Genomic DNA, 13680 nt, shown 5'->3' on the forward strand with positions numbered 1-13680 from the left:
ATCGATACGGCCGGGACTCGATCCCACCCGCGGTCACGCAGCACCCCCGCGATCACCCGCCCGGTGTCGGCAGGACAGCCAGTTCGGGGACGTAGGCGTCGCCGCGCATGTCCAGAACGGTCATCACCAGGGACGCCAACGTCTCCGGCTGGATGCACCGGTCGGGATCGAAGGAGTCGCCGAACGCGGAACGGACGTCGCGAAGCAGGTCCGTCGCGGTTCCGCCCGGGTAGACGGTCGTGACCCGTACCCCGTAGCCCGCCTCTTCCTTGCGGAGCGAATCAGCCAACTCCCGCAACGCCGCCTTACTCGCCGTGTAGGCCGACCATTGCGGCACGGCATGCAAGCCGGGCGCCGCGTTGACGAACACGACATGGCCTTCCGCCGCACGCAGCGCCGGCAGGAGTGCCCGGGTCACCTCTGCGGCGGCCGCCACATTGATGGTCAAAGTCTCCAGCCAGAGCGCGTACGAGGTCGCCTCGACGGTGGCGACCTCGGCGATGCCGGCGCAGTGGACGACAGCGTCCAGGCGGTCGAGCGCGCGCAGCGAAGCCGGTGGATCGGTGGGATCCCGCAGGTCGAGCACGAGAGGCCCGGCCCCGGGAACCCGGTCACACAGTGCGCTGAGCCGCACCGAGTCCCGGGCGGCGGCGAGCACCTCGTAGCCACGTTCGGCGGCTGCGCGTACCAACGCGGCGCCGATGCCACCGGTCGCGCCGGTGATGACGATGGTCCTGCTCATCGATCGATCCTGGCATGGTGACGTGGCCGGTCCGGCTACGGGTGAGCCGAGGCGGTCAGCTCATGTCGATGGCGTACGCCTCCTCGCGTACGTCCGGGTCCGGGTGCCGCCGCAGACCGGTCAGCAGGTCCCGCCACGGCTGCTTCCAGCCGAAACCGGCGCCGTGCCGGACCACCGCCACCGCGAACAGCCCTCCGGCGAGGTCGCCACGGCCGGCCAGCGCCCTGACGGTGCCGGCTTCTGAGCTCCTTCTTACAGTCCGGCGCGTTACGGCTCGCCGGGGCTGTGACGGTCTGTGACCGGTCTCCGGAGTGTCAGACGGGCTGAACACTGGCCGAAATGAGTGCGTATCGGGCCATGAAATTCGCTCGATGAGATCAGTGCAGCGCCTACAGCCCTCGAAGCATCGCCGAACGCGGGAAGACTGACGAATGACTGGACTTCCAGTTGGACGGTCATGGCATCATGCCGCGCATGGAGATCATCCCAGGTGAAGGCGTCGCCTTGGTGAAGATTGGAGAGCTCCGTCGAGTGGCCGAGGATCGGCTGGGGGTACCCGTGCATCCCGGGAGGAGCCGCAAAGCGGTTTACGACACCAGTCCGGGGCTCGTTGTGTCGTACGCCGAGGACGACACCGTGGAGATCGTGGAGATTGCCTACTCTGGTGATGGCGGAGACGAGGTGTTCTTCGACGGGGTACAGCTGACCTTCCGATTCATGGACGACGTCGTGGCCGACTTGGCAGCGCGCGGCTACGGCTATGAGCCGATCGACATCGGGTACCGCTTCGAACCGGGCTTCGCCATCTTCTCGATGCGGTCGCGTTCGGCGAATGAACTCGATCCCGCGGCCGCCGAGGACGACGGCCGCGCGATCTGTGAGGGCGTCTCCGTGGCACCGTACGAGTACTTCGCTGCACCGACCGAGGAGGAGATCGAAGCATTCTTCCGTGACCAGGAGGCCGCATGCGTGGACAGCCCATCGGACGATCCCATGCGGCGATACATGCGGGAGGTCACCGCCTGGATTCAAATCCATGGCACGACCGAACCAGGCACCCCCGAGGACGAGGCGAAGCGCCGACATTTAGATGAGATCCGGGAGCGCCACTTCGGGTGAGAACGGTGCACCTTGGGCGCCTAACTACGCGTCCACGACCCGCAGGACCACATGATCACCAGTCCAGCTAGGCCGCTATCCGCCACCGCGAACGATCACCCTGGCTGAAGTACGGATCTGCCGACGAGAGGGCATTGAGTAGATCGACAACCCCTGAGATGGCGTGATACTCGAAGCCCGCCCTGCATATTCAGATGCTGTCGGTGGGCCTGAATGTCACACTGCCGTGGTGGAGACCTTCCGGTGTGCTGAGTGCGGGAACGCGCTGAGCGTCCCGGTCCGGTTGGTGGAACTGCCACCGCAACCGCCCTCGTCGCTTCTCGACTGCCACCATGTCAATCCGCCACTTCTCGACCCCGGTACCTATGCGATCGACGAGACGGCGTATGGGTGCGATCAAGTAGTCGACACCGTCGTGCTATCGCCCGGCGATGTACGTGGTACTCGAATCGTCCACGACCTCGTTTTCATCGGTTGCTGGTCCCTCGCCGGCGGGAACCTGTCTGTGGCCTGCGAAAGTTGCGGCGTTCTGGTGGCTTCTCGGACGGACGACTGCCGGGTGGCTCAGGAGACGCGCTTCTACCCTTCCGTAGTCGTCCGGGAAGCCAACGTCGATGGCGTCGATGACACAGCCGACCCGTTCGCGCTGATCGCTGACTGGGACAACGCTCCGTCCGACACCAGACGGCACGCCTGGCTACCGAAACCGACGCGTCCGCGACCTGAACTCACCGCGACCCGCTGGGGCGGCCGAGGCGTGAGGGAAGATCTCTATCGAGACGATCCGCCGGCTTGACAGGAACCCTGTCGTGCCGATGAGAGGGCGCTCCTCGGCGCTAGTCTCCCGCAAACCAAAGGTACAGGTGAGAGCCATTCTCGACTTCCCTGCACAGCCTTTCGGCTTCCGCCGCGGCGCCCTCTCCGATGATGCCGATAATGTGCTGATCGGAGAGTTCCCGTCGCAGTCTCTCAGCTTGCCGCGAATTGAATATGGCGTCGGCGTACGGCAGAAGGCTACTCAAACACGGAAACCTTTCTGGATCTAACTCAGCCAACGCTTGAGACCATTTTATCCCCTGCGACCCGCGAGTCACTACTTCGCGATTCTCCCTACGCACTTGCATATCAATCATAAAGATCTCCTATGGTGGCCTCGTTAGTCTTGGCGTGCCTTGGCGGTCACCGTCAAACGGTCCGTCGGTCACGGCGGCAAGATCGCGGTTGCTGACGTTAGGAAGGTTGTCGCCGGTCGCCGCCGATCCAGGAACCAGCTGGTCGTAGATCGCCCGAGCGCTTTCAACTCGCCGCCGAATCGTGTGAGGGCCAGTAGCTCGGCACCCCTCGCGCGAATTATAGGACAGTCGAGAATCCGCAGGTTCCGCGGCGGGACCCGCCCTGGAATACCAAGTTCCGTTCGACTCTCATGGCACCCCTCTGTGTCAAGGTGTGGCGAGGAGCGGTGTTCTAAGGTGGTCTTCGGCGGGTCCGGGAAGTGACTTCTCCGAAGTGTCGATCTTGGGGTTTTGGTCGGCCGCGCTGGATTGCAGAGTCGCCCCCGCTTGTCCTCCCGGGCCCGTCCTGAGCCGCTTGGCGTCGGCGACCATCTGCCGGAAGACGACGTCGGAGAGCCGGCGTTTCAGTGCCCGCATGGCTTCCATCGTGGTCTTGCCTTCGGCGAGCTTGCGCCGGTAGTAGCGGCGGCCTTCGGTGTCGTTGCGGAGCTGGACGACGGCCATGATGTGCAGGACCCGGTTGATGCGCCGGTTCCCGGCCCGCGACAGCCGGTGCCGGTTCTGATCGCCGGAGGACGCGTCGATCGGGGCGGTGCCGTTCCAGGACGCGAAGTGCCCGCGGCTGGTGAACCGGCTGACATCGCCGATGTCACCGATCAGACGGGCGGCGCCGGACGGGCCGATCCCGTGCAGTTTCTGCAGCTCGCTGCCGGTGGATACGACCAGTTCGGTGAGCTCGGCGTTCGCAATCTTGATCTTCTTGTCGATGGTGACGAGTTCGTGGATCAGTTCGGAGGCCAGCCAGCGGCGGGTCTTGCCGACGACGTCACGCGGCCGGACGGTGTTGAGCAGGGCGCGGGCCTGTTGGGCGGACAGGAACTTCTTCGCTCCGCCGGGCACGAGCTCGAGCAGGAGATGGTGCAGCCTCGAGACGACCTCGGTGCGGGCCCGGCCGAGCTGGTCACGGCGGTCGACCAGCAGCCGCAACGCCACCGTGGTGTCATCGGCGATGACCCGTCGCAGCTCAGGAGTTCGCAGGGCGACGACGGCGACGCTGTGGGCGTCGACGGGGTCGGTTTTGCGGCCTTGGCCGGTGGAGAAGACCCGGGCTCGGGCGGACAGTTTCGCGGGCACGTCCAGGACGGTTTCGCCGTCGGCGACCAGGCGCTGGGCGACGTGCCGGCCGATGCCGCTGCAGCCCTCGACCGCCCAGATCCGGTCGGTGTGCTTGCGGCCGGCGGACAGCATGGCCTGGTAGCCGTCGGTGTCGGTGCCGAATCGGCCCTTGCCCTGAACGCGCTCGCGCTGGTCGATGATCTCGATAGTCGCGGAGCGTTTGTGCGGGTCTACGCCGATGATGACCTGGCCCATGTGCTTGCCTCTCCTCGAACCGACAAACGTGTCGGCGGGAGGGCAGCGCTACTTTGAGCTGGGCATACCCCTCTGGAGCCACTCCGCGCCGCGGTGACCGGCAGGCGCATGCCATGAGTGAGTCACACCAAGCCTGCGGTGGACAGCCGCGTGCGAGCGATCCCACCGGTCACCTCGACCAAGCCTGGCCGGGCTGCGGTCGTACTTCAATGAAACAAGTAGCCGCGGTCCGGGCGCGGCGAGGTTTGGCACCTCGGTCGAGCACGAGCAGGACGGCCCGCCAGCCGGCCTGAGCAGCTCGGTCAGCCGCGGTTGCCGACGTCCGCAACGAGCAGCAGCGAACGGAGAACCCGATAGGCGACCTCCTGCTGCTGCAGCACCCGCGCGTCGTTACGGAAGGACACGCTCCAGCCGGTCGGCAGATGGGTGAATCGAACCGACGCCGTGGCCGGATTCCGCGTGCACGCCATATCCAGCCGGACATCCTGGTCTCGCAAGGTCTCCGGATCATCGTCCTCGACCAGCGGGGCTACGGTGACGGTGACCTTGGCTGCCCCGGCGTGATGCCGGCCGGCCTCGGCGCGCAGCAGGCCGTACGCGTACGGCGCGGCCACGACTAGCGCTCCTTCCCGCAGGCGCCACTCCGGCGGGACGTCGTCGGGCACCACGATGACGCGGCCGTACCGCTCGGCCCATTCGCGGTATCGCCGCAGCACGGTTGCGACCATCGTCACCGCGTCCTCGTCGGTTCCGATGGCGCGAACGACGACCACGGCGCCCCGAAGGTCGTAGGGGCCGTCGAGGCGCATCCGGGTCTGCAGGTCCGCGATGGCGTAGCTCAGTGCGGCGGCCTCGGCCTGCAGGTCAGCGAGGACCGCATCGTCGTGGGTGTCGACCGCCAGCGCGAGTAGCTGTAGCGCATCGTCGAGCCGCCTACGCACCGTCTCGGCGCGGGTCAGCTCACGGGTGACGACGGCGAGACGGACGCCGACCGCCCGCCCACGCGCGGGATCCCTTCACAGATCCGCCGCGACCGCCGCGGTCTCCAGCTCAGCCCGGAGCCGGCGGAGCCGCTCGAGGCCAGGCGCGGTCGAGCGGACGACCGTGGCGAGGTCGTGCAGACGACTGGTCAGCTCTTTGGCGGTCACCCATCCAGTTTAGGGATCGGCACTCTGCAGCTCATGCTCGTTGTCGGCGATCTCTGCAGTCGAAACATCGAGATATGAACCGGCCGTTGTGGTGTGAGGGTGCACTGATCTGCCGTTGCGACACGAGGTCGCACTTTTGCGAGTGGACTCGCAGTTAGGAGGACCGGCGTGATGTCGGTGGTGTAGTCCCGGGCGCGTGCTCGTTGCCTGGCCCCTTCCCTGGCGTGCGTCGCTGGTAACGGCGGGGTGCGAAGCCCGGGGGAAAGCCGAAGGATCTCCGTCCCATCGTGGAGGTCACGGGTGAGGGGCAGACCGGACGGGTGAATTGCGTGAACCTTCGTTGATGCTCCGTGAATAGTGGCTCCGCGCGATGGGATGTTGAGGCGGGGTGTTGGGACAGGCCGCCCTCGTGGTGGCAGGCGCTGGCCGGGCACGGCATTCGGTCAGGAGAGCACCGCTGGTCCCCGGAGTAGAGAGGGCACCCACCCCGGTCGTAACTCGTGAGTGTGGAACGTGGAAACCCCGACGGGGTCCACCCGCCTGTTGGTGGGTGGTAAGCCGACCGTGAGGAAGGCCCAACTCCTCGGCGGGAACAGGATGACCCGAGAAGCGAACGCCGGTGGCCGAAAGGCGACAGGAAACCGAGAGCCGCATCGCTGGTCCCTTCTATCAGGGGTTCTCGGATAACTGGCCGGATACCGGGCCTGGGTGCCCGGCCGCGAAAGCGGGCTGACGCGGGTCAGGTGAGCCTGCGCGGAAACGTTGACGATGAAGCCAGTACCGATGGACAAGTTAGACACCGTCCCTCGGGACGGTGAACGGACCTGAGGACGATGCCGCTCACCGAGCTGGCACCGTATGGCGTCGGCTCAATCGATCTTCGCGGGCTTGCTTGAGCCGGATGCATGGAAATCGTGCACGTCCGGTTCTGAGGGGGCGGCGGCGCAGCAATGCGCCGTCGCTACCCGGCCGAGTCGTGTGCCGTAGATCGTCAGGAATCCTGAGGATCTCCGCTGCAGTCCGTTCGTGCTGATGTCAAAGCGTCCCGGCATCGCCCGAGATACCCAGCCACGGGTCGGCGCGTAGGGCGGCGAGAGTCTCCAGGTTGTATTCGGTGGCAGTCGCCACGAGCGCATCAAGGGCCGGGAACTCGTCCACGCCTCCTTGAGTCAGCCAGCACACCCGAGGCGGCGAGGCGATGTCGAGCAGGACGACGCTCAGGTTCGATTCGGCCGCACCAATGATGAGGTAGCGGTCGCGGGAAAGCCCGAACTGCCAGCCGCTGCCCTCGTCGTACGCCTCGACGATCATCCAGGCCTCTTCGGTCGCCGGCCCGTCGAGCAACTCTGAGATCGGGAACAGGTCTGTCTGTCCGTCGAGTCCAGTCCAGCCATCGCAGTAGGTCAGAAACTCTGCATATGGCGGGGGTAGGTTGACACGTTGTCTGAGCGCATCCAGCTTCGATGGGTCCGCGCCCGGGTTGGGGCCGCCGTGCCGAAAGATCGCATGAACGTCGGCCAGTGCGACGTCATGGTTGACGGCTGCTGCCCGGTCCATCACATCTCGGACCGTGAGTTCCACGTCAGCCTTTCCGTTGCCGGTAGTCGTCAGCCACGCCGCGGCGGTTTGTTAGATCGATGATCCACCGTTGTCGGCATATCAGCCGGACGAGATTAGGTGGTGGCTGACGGTTCGATAGGCATGGGTCCAAGAGTCAACTCTCATGGCCGCCGAGCGGATGGAGCGCGAGTTTGCGTTGAACGCCGACCCGACTGTGCAATGCTGCGAACGAGTCCGCCTGGGCAGGAAGCCCAGCGTTGACGGGGATGCTGGATTCTGAAGTCACGAGTTGTCGAAGCGGTAGGCGAACGGCCGGTCTGTGCAGCTCGTGCAGACGAACAGGTACATGCCGCCGACGTCGCCGATCATCAAGCCGGTGGGGTTCTGCTCCGTTGCGGAGTACCAGGCAGCACCGCTGGGAACGGGTGGGACGGGCCGGTCCTCCAGCGGGACCCATCGCTTGCCGTTGGCATCGTCGAAGTCCAGGCTCGCCACCGTCAGCAGGTGATTCATCACCTTGCCGCAGTCGCAGACGGGCCAGTCCGGCAGTTGGACCCACCCGGGGTAGCCGCCGATCTTGGTGCCGGGCGCCACCGAGAGGTCGGCTTCGTAGTCCCATCCGGTCGCAGACTTGAGCTGAGAGAATCGGTCCTCCAGCAGCTGCCGGACATCCTTCGGCAGATCCCATGACGGGTACTCAGTCACCCGTTCCGGATCGAGCAGGCAACGGCGTGGAACCCGCTCCGGGTCCGATTCCGGGTCCGGTTCCGGCATGGCGGGTCGGCGGGCGCCGACATCGGCGCGGCGACGCCACCGTAACTCCGGCCGGGGGAAGCTGTCGTGGTCGAAAGGGCACCACAGGACCTGTAGTACGTCCGTGCCGTCCGGGAAGGGGATCTCGGGCACGTCCTCGGCGAACAACTGGAGTATCGGCACGAGCGGTGGTTCCGGCTCCGCCGGGCTGACGTAGTCATGATCGTACGGATCGGCGTCGCAACACCTTGGCCACGGTTCATCGACCGGCCAGAGCAACGGACCACCGACCGAACTCTGATCAGCCGTCGGTTCGCCCGGCCGCGGATGGAGTCGAACCGCCACCCGGCCGAACGGACCAAGCTCAGGCCACAACAGTGAGACATCCATCAGGGCCGGCGCAGTGGTATGACGCTTCATGGCGACATCCTGTCAATCGGCCCCACAAGCCGGTGCACAGGATCACGATCGAGGCTGGCCTCAACGGGTCTATCAGGCAAACGAACTTAACTGGCCGCGAACCGATCGCCACGGAGCGTGGCGGCCAGCGGAGCAGTTCGGCTCGCGGACATGCCGATGTGAAGACGCCTCGCGGACCGCGGCTTACGATGACCCGAATGTCTGCTGGCGCTCGCGCGAAAGAGATGCAATGGGCTACAACTTCCACATGACGCGAGCCGCAGACTTCTGGGAGAGCGAGGAGACTCCCATCGACAAAGAAGAGTGGGAACAACTCGCCGACAACACGTCAGATCTGGTGCTCGAGGGGCACGTGGGCTGGAGCGACATTGGTCCGCAGCGCGTCTACGCCGTGTCTGGCGAGTCGTTTCTTGGCGGCGGGGTCAGGTGGAGATCGAGGGCTACTACTCTGACCGCGCTGAACGAATCGCCAACCAGCTCGCCATATCGCTGGGCGGCCGAGTTCAAGGCGACGACGAGGACTGAACCTCTTTGTCCGGGTTGTCGCTCGGCGTCTTGTCATGCCGATGTGAGTGCGTCGTCACTGCCGCTCAAGTGCGAGTCGCGCTCCGAATCCGATCATGGCAACGCCGGTTGTTCCATCTAAACAGCGGCGGACCTGCCTGCGAGCCAGCACTCTCCGAGCGCGGTGCATCACGGCAGTAAGAGTAAGGAGATACAACAGCGAGAGGGAGGCGTGGCTCAGCGCGAACAGCGCCAATGCCACCGTGCCGGCGCCGGGGTTCAGGAACTGCGGCAGAACGGCGACGTAGAACACCAGGACCTTGGGGTTGGTGATGTTCGAAACGAAGCCCTGACGCCATCCGCGCCGAGTGCCCTGGCCACCGCTCGCGCTTGGAACCGCATACCGGCCCTGCCAGGCGGAGCCCAGCAGCCGTAGTCCCAGGTATAGCAGGTAAGCAGCGCCCACCCACTTGACGATCTGAAACACCGGCTGCGCCCGAACGACCAGGGCGCCAAGCCCCAGAATCGCCGCAGTGCCCTGAACAGCATTTGACGAAGCGACTCCGGCAGCGCACCACATCCCCCGACGACGACCACCCGACATGGTGTTTCCGACCACCACGGCGAAGTCCGGGCCCGGGATTAGCACCACGACGACAGCGAAGGTCAGATAGGCGGCATACGAAGTCCAACTCACCGGCATCACGCTAACCGTGCCCACGAACGAAGTCTGGCGAGAAACGGACATCGCATCCCGGCTGATCGGAAACTTACTCTCGTGCCGCAGACAAAGAGCCCTACAACGGGCGGCAGTGGGCGGCAGTGGGTGCTAACTGGGTTGCCAGGCCTTGATCCTCCGGTCAGCGAACTCGGTCTGACCAGTCGGCCAAAACTGTACTCGCCAAGCGGGCGCTGTTGCGTTGGGCGATCAGGTGTTCTGTTGTCGGCTCGGCCGCGTACTCAGGCAGAGTTGATCAGTGAAGCCTGCAGCCTGTTCGTGTCAGTCGTCTCCTGCGACGTCAGCGTTCGCCGGCTTCCGGTTTCCGTCCGAGCCGCCGCCGCAGGACGCGCCGCCTGAACGGACAAACCTCAACTCAACAAGCTACGAAACGCCAATAAGAGACGAAACCGACCGATAAGCTCAAGCCACCAGGTGGGGACTTTCACCGAGCAGCCCTGGGGACTTCCGCGAAGCCTCATCAACGCGGCCCGGTTCGTCCGGCACTACCCGGGTGACCGCTGGTTCGTTGACGACACTCATGTGAAGGTCAACGGCGTCTGGCGATACGTGTACCGGGCCATCGACCAGCACGGGGCAGGTCATCGACGTGCTGGTGTCCGCCCGGCGGGACGCGGCTCAGCGGTTCTTCACCCGCGTCTTGGCCACGTTGAAGGTGGTGCCGGTCGAGGTGGTGACCGACGCTGCAGCCGTCTACCCCGCTGTCCTCGCCGACCTGGTCCCGGCCGCGTGGCATCACGTCGAACGGTATGCGAACAACCCGGTCGAGGCCGATCACGGTCGGCTCGAACACCGGCTCCGGCCGATGCGCGGACTACGGACCGACCGGAGCGCCCAGACCGTCATCGCCGGACACGCCTTCATGCAGAACCTCCGCCGCGGGCACTACGAGACCGTCACCCCGGCTTCGGTTCGTCGCCGCGTTCACCGAACTCGCGCCGGCGATCTGACTCAGCAGCCAGGCCGGGCCGAACGCGTCTCCCGATCGAACAACGCAACAGCGCCCGTCAGCGCCGCGGTGGCCGGCAACAGCCGGTTCATTTGTCGGCGATCGTCCGGTGCCCGAGACGTCGGGGTCGACAGCGCTTCGCCTCTGACGGAGCCGGCCAGGATGCCGGCCCCGTCAGAGGCGGGTAGGAGCTATCGGAAGGGCCCGCCGGTCACAACTGGCTGAAGAAGACGCCAAAGGTTCCCAGCGCGGACAGGATGGTGACGGGTACGCCCCACCATCGGATGCGCGGGATCAGAAACCACCACGCCCCCATGGGTCCGATCAGCAGAACCGCCGCGAGCAGGCCCCAAAAGACGGCGCCGAGTGTGGTACCTCGTTGTCCCGGCCAGGCGTTGACCTCCCAGAGCAGCTGAACGACGGCGCCGGCAGCGAACAGGGGTCCGAGCAGAGCGAGCATCAGTGCGGTCGTCACCCGCACCGCGGTCAGGATCACTCGGGCGGCCGGGCTCCCGCGGTAGGCCATGGGTGTCATTGCATCACCCGAACCTGGTCGGTGCCCACGAACGGAACACCGTCACGCAGTGTTCCGGATAGGGACAGGGCGGTGTCGCCGCTGCGCAGACCCAAGGCGGGGGTGGACACGTGCAGGAGCTGGTCCGCTCGACCATCACCGTTGACGTCCTGGACGCCGGCCTTCTCGACCGTGGCGGCGGCCGGACCGACGCGTACCGAGGCGACCTGCACCCGGGTGGCGTCGAAGTCCTCGGTCGACAGGATCGCGATGGGGGTGACGCCCTTGCTCTTGAGGTTGATGGGGTTGTCGGCCGAGCCCGGCTTGACATCGATGGCCACGGCCACCGCGGTCCGGGAGGTGAACGAGCTCGCCGCGTCGTTATCGGTGATCACCAGGGTGGCTTTGAACCGCTGGCCGGCCGGCAGTGTGGTGCCGGCCTTGGCGCCGTGAAGTACCCGCTCGGTCCCGTCAGCCAGTCGCACATACCAGTCATAGGAGGTGATGGTGCCGTCCGAATCGGTGGACTTCGAGGCGTCGAGCTTAAGCACGGTTCCGTCGACGCTCATGTCGAACGCTCCGACGGGGGCCTGGTTCGGGGCCTCGGTCTGGGTCACGCGCAGCTTGGCCTCCTCGCCCTGCGGATCGACGTCTGCGCCGTTCATCGACACCTGCCAGGTGCCCAGTTCCGGGTGCGGGACGGTCAATTGATCCCAGGTGGGACCGTGGGTGTTGGTCGCGCCATCGGGCTGTGCCGTCCGGTCGTAGGTCTTGCCGGAAGGCGACTTGAGCGTCAGTTGGATGTCGCTGCCCGGCCACTCGATACCGACGTTGACGGCGTCCTGCGGCGAGTTCACGTTGAAGCTGGTGGTAGCGGTCTCAAACGGCATGACCATGAAGTGAGGGCGGTCGTCGCTGGTCAGTTCCTTGAGGATCGCCTGGGCGATGGCAGCGTGGCCGGGTGGGGTGGGGTGAACCTTCCCGGGCTCGGTGACGCCGTAGAACCATTCGTTGGCGCTACAGAACTCATGGCCGGCGAAGTAGGGGTTCGGGTCCACGTAGCGGAACCCGTTGAGTTCGGCATTGCGTTTGATGATGGCGTTGAGTTCGAGGGTCTTCTCGTGGATCCATCGTTGGTCGGCCTTCTCGATCAACTGGCAGCTCCAGTCAGTGCCGTCCTTGGTGAAGAAGGTCGGGTAGCCGATGACGACACGTTCGGCGTACGGTGCCCTGGCACGAGCGCCGCTGAAGACGGTGGGATAGGGGACGACCTTCTGCAGCTTCCGGTCACCGTTGTCGCCGCCACCGTCGAGGCGGGTGAACGCCGCGGCCAAGGGCTTGGTGACCTTGTCATCTTCGTAGCAGTCGTTCCACGGCTGTAGTTCCATACCCAGTGCGCACTCTTCGTAGATGGTCGCGAAGCCGGAGTCGTTGCCGCCGATGGTGAAGGTGACCAGACGAGTGCTGTTGTCGAGGTGCGTCAACTGCGGCTTCTCGTTCCAGACCCCTTCGTCGTCCTCGTGGAGGTCTTCGTCGTAAGCGCGGGGGGTGTAGAAGTCCTGGGTCACGCCGCCTTGGCAAGCGTTGAAGTCCAGGTCCAATCCGAGTTTCTTCGCCACGATGTGGCTGTAGGCCAACGTCGAGCGCTGACAGTCGTTGTCGCCGCCCCAGGTGTCGGGGTGAGTGCCGGTAGCGTAGCTGCCCATACCGAAGCCGGAGGAGTACGAGTCGCCGAGGGCCACATAGCGGGTCAGCGGAGCGGCCCCGCCACGGATCCGAAAGACATGCCGACCCGGTTGTCTGCTCTCGGTGCTGTTGTTGGCGAGACCAGTCGCGGCGGAGTCGAGGAAGGCACCGTTGACTCCGGAGCCGGGCATTTCGAAGAAGGTGCCGGGCTGGCCGGAGCCGGAAGAGAATCCCGCACGGGCGGAGCTGCCACCCAGGCCTCCGCGGCCGCCGCTCGCGTCGCCGGTCTCCCATTGGACTTGGTCGTAGTTGAACACGATGTCCAGATCGCCGCTGTTGCCGTGCTCCACCAGCAGCAACTGGAAGGTGTTGGTCTTGTCGCTGTGGTAGTTGTAGTAGCCCACGGACTTCCAGCTGACGCAGACCGCGCGGCGCCCCTCGTAGACCGTGTTGCCCCAGCCGTAGCCGACGATCCCACTGCCTCCCCCGACGCGGGTGTCCACGTCAGCGAAGAACGGTGCGATGATCGGCGTACGGGTGCCGGTCAACCCGAACGGGGTGTACGCACTCAGCGGCGCGTCGAAGGTGACGTTGCCGTTGTTGTTGACGTACATCCGCTCATACGTCGCACCGTAGAAGTTGACCTTGAACGGCAGCAGTACTGCGGAAGTGGAGTTGTCGTCGTTGGCGGGCAACCAGTTCGCCATGCAGTTGCTCGAGTCGATGACCGCGCCAGAGGTTGCCGCCTGCGCCGCCGCCGGCGGGAGGAAGCCCGCCGCCAACGTGGTGATCCCCAGAGCCGCGATAGCGTTCGCCCCTCGACGTACCCAAGCCCGCCGTATGGCAGTAAACATTGACCGTCCCGCCTGTTCGATGACAAGAACCTCATGGCGCCGCAACACCTCGGATGGCCGCGGCGGAAGAGGTCATCGGCGGGCACGGC

General features: G+C 65.5%; 11 protein-coding genes and 2 pseudogenes. 3 read left to right on the forward strand and 10 right to left on the reverse strand.

Features of this window, described 5'->3' with window-relative positions:
* Window positions 1-52: 52 nt before the first annotated feature.
* Complete coding sequence (locus Q0Z83_RS21740; protein ID WP_317795798.1) at window positions 53-742, reverse strand: SDR family oxidoreductase; 690 nt, start codon at window positions 740-742, stop codon at window positions 53-55.
* 55 nt (window positions 743-797) lie between these two features.
* Window positions 798-923 (reverse strand): hypothetical protein, encoded by a 126-nt coding sequence (locus Q0Z83_RS21745; protein WP_317795799.1) that lies wholly within the window; start codon window positions 921-923, stop codon window positions 798-800.
* Window positions 924-1216: 293 nt separating this feature from the next.
* Between Q0Z83_RS21745 and Q0Z83_RS21750 the strand changes: the two genes are divergently transcribed.
* Together Q0Z83_RS21750 and Q0Z83_RS21755 are read left to right on the forward strand one after the other, a co-directional pair.
* Window positions 1217-1861: a hypothetical protein gene (locus Q0Z83_RS21750; protein ID WP_317795800.1), complete on the forward strand. Its 645-nt coding sequence runs from the start codon at window positions 1217-1219 to the stop codon at window positions 1859-1861.
* Between the two features lie 229 nt (window positions 1862-2090).
* The gene (locus Q0Z83_RS21755; RefSeq protein ID WP_317795073.1) at window positions 2091-2657 is read left to right on the forward strand and encodes a hypothetical protein; all 567 of its coding nucleotides are present in this window, start codon (window positions 2091-2093) and stop codon (window positions 2655-2657) included.
* 643 nt (window positions 2658-3300) lie between these two features.
* Here Q0Z83_RS21755 and Q0Z83_RS21760 read toward each other — a convergent pair.
* The 6 genes and pseudogenes from Q0Z83_RS21760 to Q0Z83_RS21785 all read right to left on the reverse strand — a co-directional run bounded on the left by Q0Z83_RS21760 (window position 3301) and on the right by Q0Z83_RS21785 (window position 9570).
* A complete protein-coding gene (locus tag Q0Z83_RS21760) occupies window positions 3301-4464 on the reverse strand; it encodes an IS110 family RNA-guided transposase (protein WP_317795801.1) in 1164 nt (387 codons plus the stop codon).
* 302 nt (window positions 4465-4766) lie between these two features.
* Window positions 4767-5450 (reverse strand): annotated as a pseudogene (locus tag Q0Z83_RS21765) (PCRF domain-containing protein); the annotation flags it as partial.
* 30 nt (window positions 5451-5480) lie between these two features.
* Window positions 5481-5612: a hypothetical protein gene (locus Q0Z83_RS21770; protein ID WP_317795802.1), complete on the reverse strand. Its 132-nt coding sequence runs from the start codon at window positions 5610-5612 to the stop codon at window positions 5481-5483.
* Between the two features lie 1035 nt (window positions 5613-6647).
* The gene (locus Q0Z83_RS21775; protein ID WP_317795803.1) at window positions 6648-7193 is read right to left on the reverse strand and encodes an SMI1/KNR4 family protein; all 546 of its coding nucleotides are present in this window, start codon (window positions 7191-7193) and stop codon (window positions 6648-6650) included.
* A gap of 261 nt (window positions 7194-7454) precedes the next feature.
* Window positions 7455-8204: a hypothetical protein gene (locus Q0Z83_RS21780; protein WP_317795804.1), complete on the reverse strand. Its 750-nt coding sequence runs from the start codon at window positions 8202-8204 to the stop codon at window positions 7455-7457.
* 721 nt (window positions 8205-8925) lie between these two features.
* The gene (locus Q0Z83_RS21785; RefSeq protein WP_317795805.1) at window positions 8926-9570 is read right to left on the reverse strand and encodes a LysE family translocator; all 645 of its coding nucleotides are present in this window, start codon (window positions 9568-9570) and stop codon (window positions 8926-8928) included.
* A gap of 474 nt (window positions 9571-10044) precedes the next feature.
* On the opposite strand from Q0Z83_RS21785, the pseudogene Q0Z83_RS21790 reads away from it, so the two are divergent.
* Window positions 10045-10538: pseudogene (locus tag Q0Z83_RS21790) on the forward strand (IS6 family transposase); the annotation flags it as partial.
* 210 nt (window positions 10539-10748) lie between these two features.
* Here Q0Z83_RS21790 and Q0Z83_RS21795 read toward each other — a convergent pair.
* Together Q0Z83_RS21795 and Q0Z83_RS21800 are read right to left on the reverse strand one after the other, a co-directional pair.
* Complete coding sequence (locus Q0Z83_RS21795) at window positions 10749-11063, reverse strand: hypothetical protein (RefSeq protein WP_317795806.1); 315 nt, start codon at window positions 11061-11063, stop codon at window positions 10749-10751.
* Window positions 11064-11068: 5 nt separating this feature from the next.
* The gene (locus Q0Z83_RS21800) at window positions 11069-13519 is read right to left on the reverse strand and encodes a nidogen-like domain-containing protein (RefSeq protein WP_317795807.1); all 2451 of its coding nucleotides are present in this window, start codon (window positions 13517-13519) and stop codon (window positions 11069-11071) included.
* Window positions 13520-13680 lie beyond the last annotated feature (161 nt).

Origin of the sequence: Actinoplanes sichuanensis, from assembly GCF_033097365.1 — a bacterium.
Lineage (GTDB): Bacteria > Actinomycetota > Actinomycetes > Mycobacteriales > Micromonosporaceae > Actinoplanes > Actinoplanes sichuanensis.

Excerpts from the sequence above, each read along its gene's own strand:
- Q0Z83_RS21760 (WP_317795801.1), bottom strand. The coding sequence starts at position 4,464 with ATGGGCCAGGTCATCATCGGCGTAGACCCGCACAAACGCTCCGCGACT.
- Q0Z83_RS21795 (WP_317795806.1), bottom strand. The coding sequence starts at position 11,063 with ATGGCCTACCGCGGGAGCCCGGCCGCCCGAGTGATCCTGACCGCGGTG.
- Q0Z83_RS21750 (WP_317795800.1), top strand. The coding sequence starts at position 1,217 with ATGGAGATCATCCCAGGTGAAGGCGTCGCCTTGGTGAAGATTGGAGAG.
- Q0Z83_RS21740 (WP_317795798.1), bottom strand. The coding sequence starts at position 742 with ATGAGCAGGACCATCGTCATCACCGGCGCGACCGGTGGCATCGGCGCC.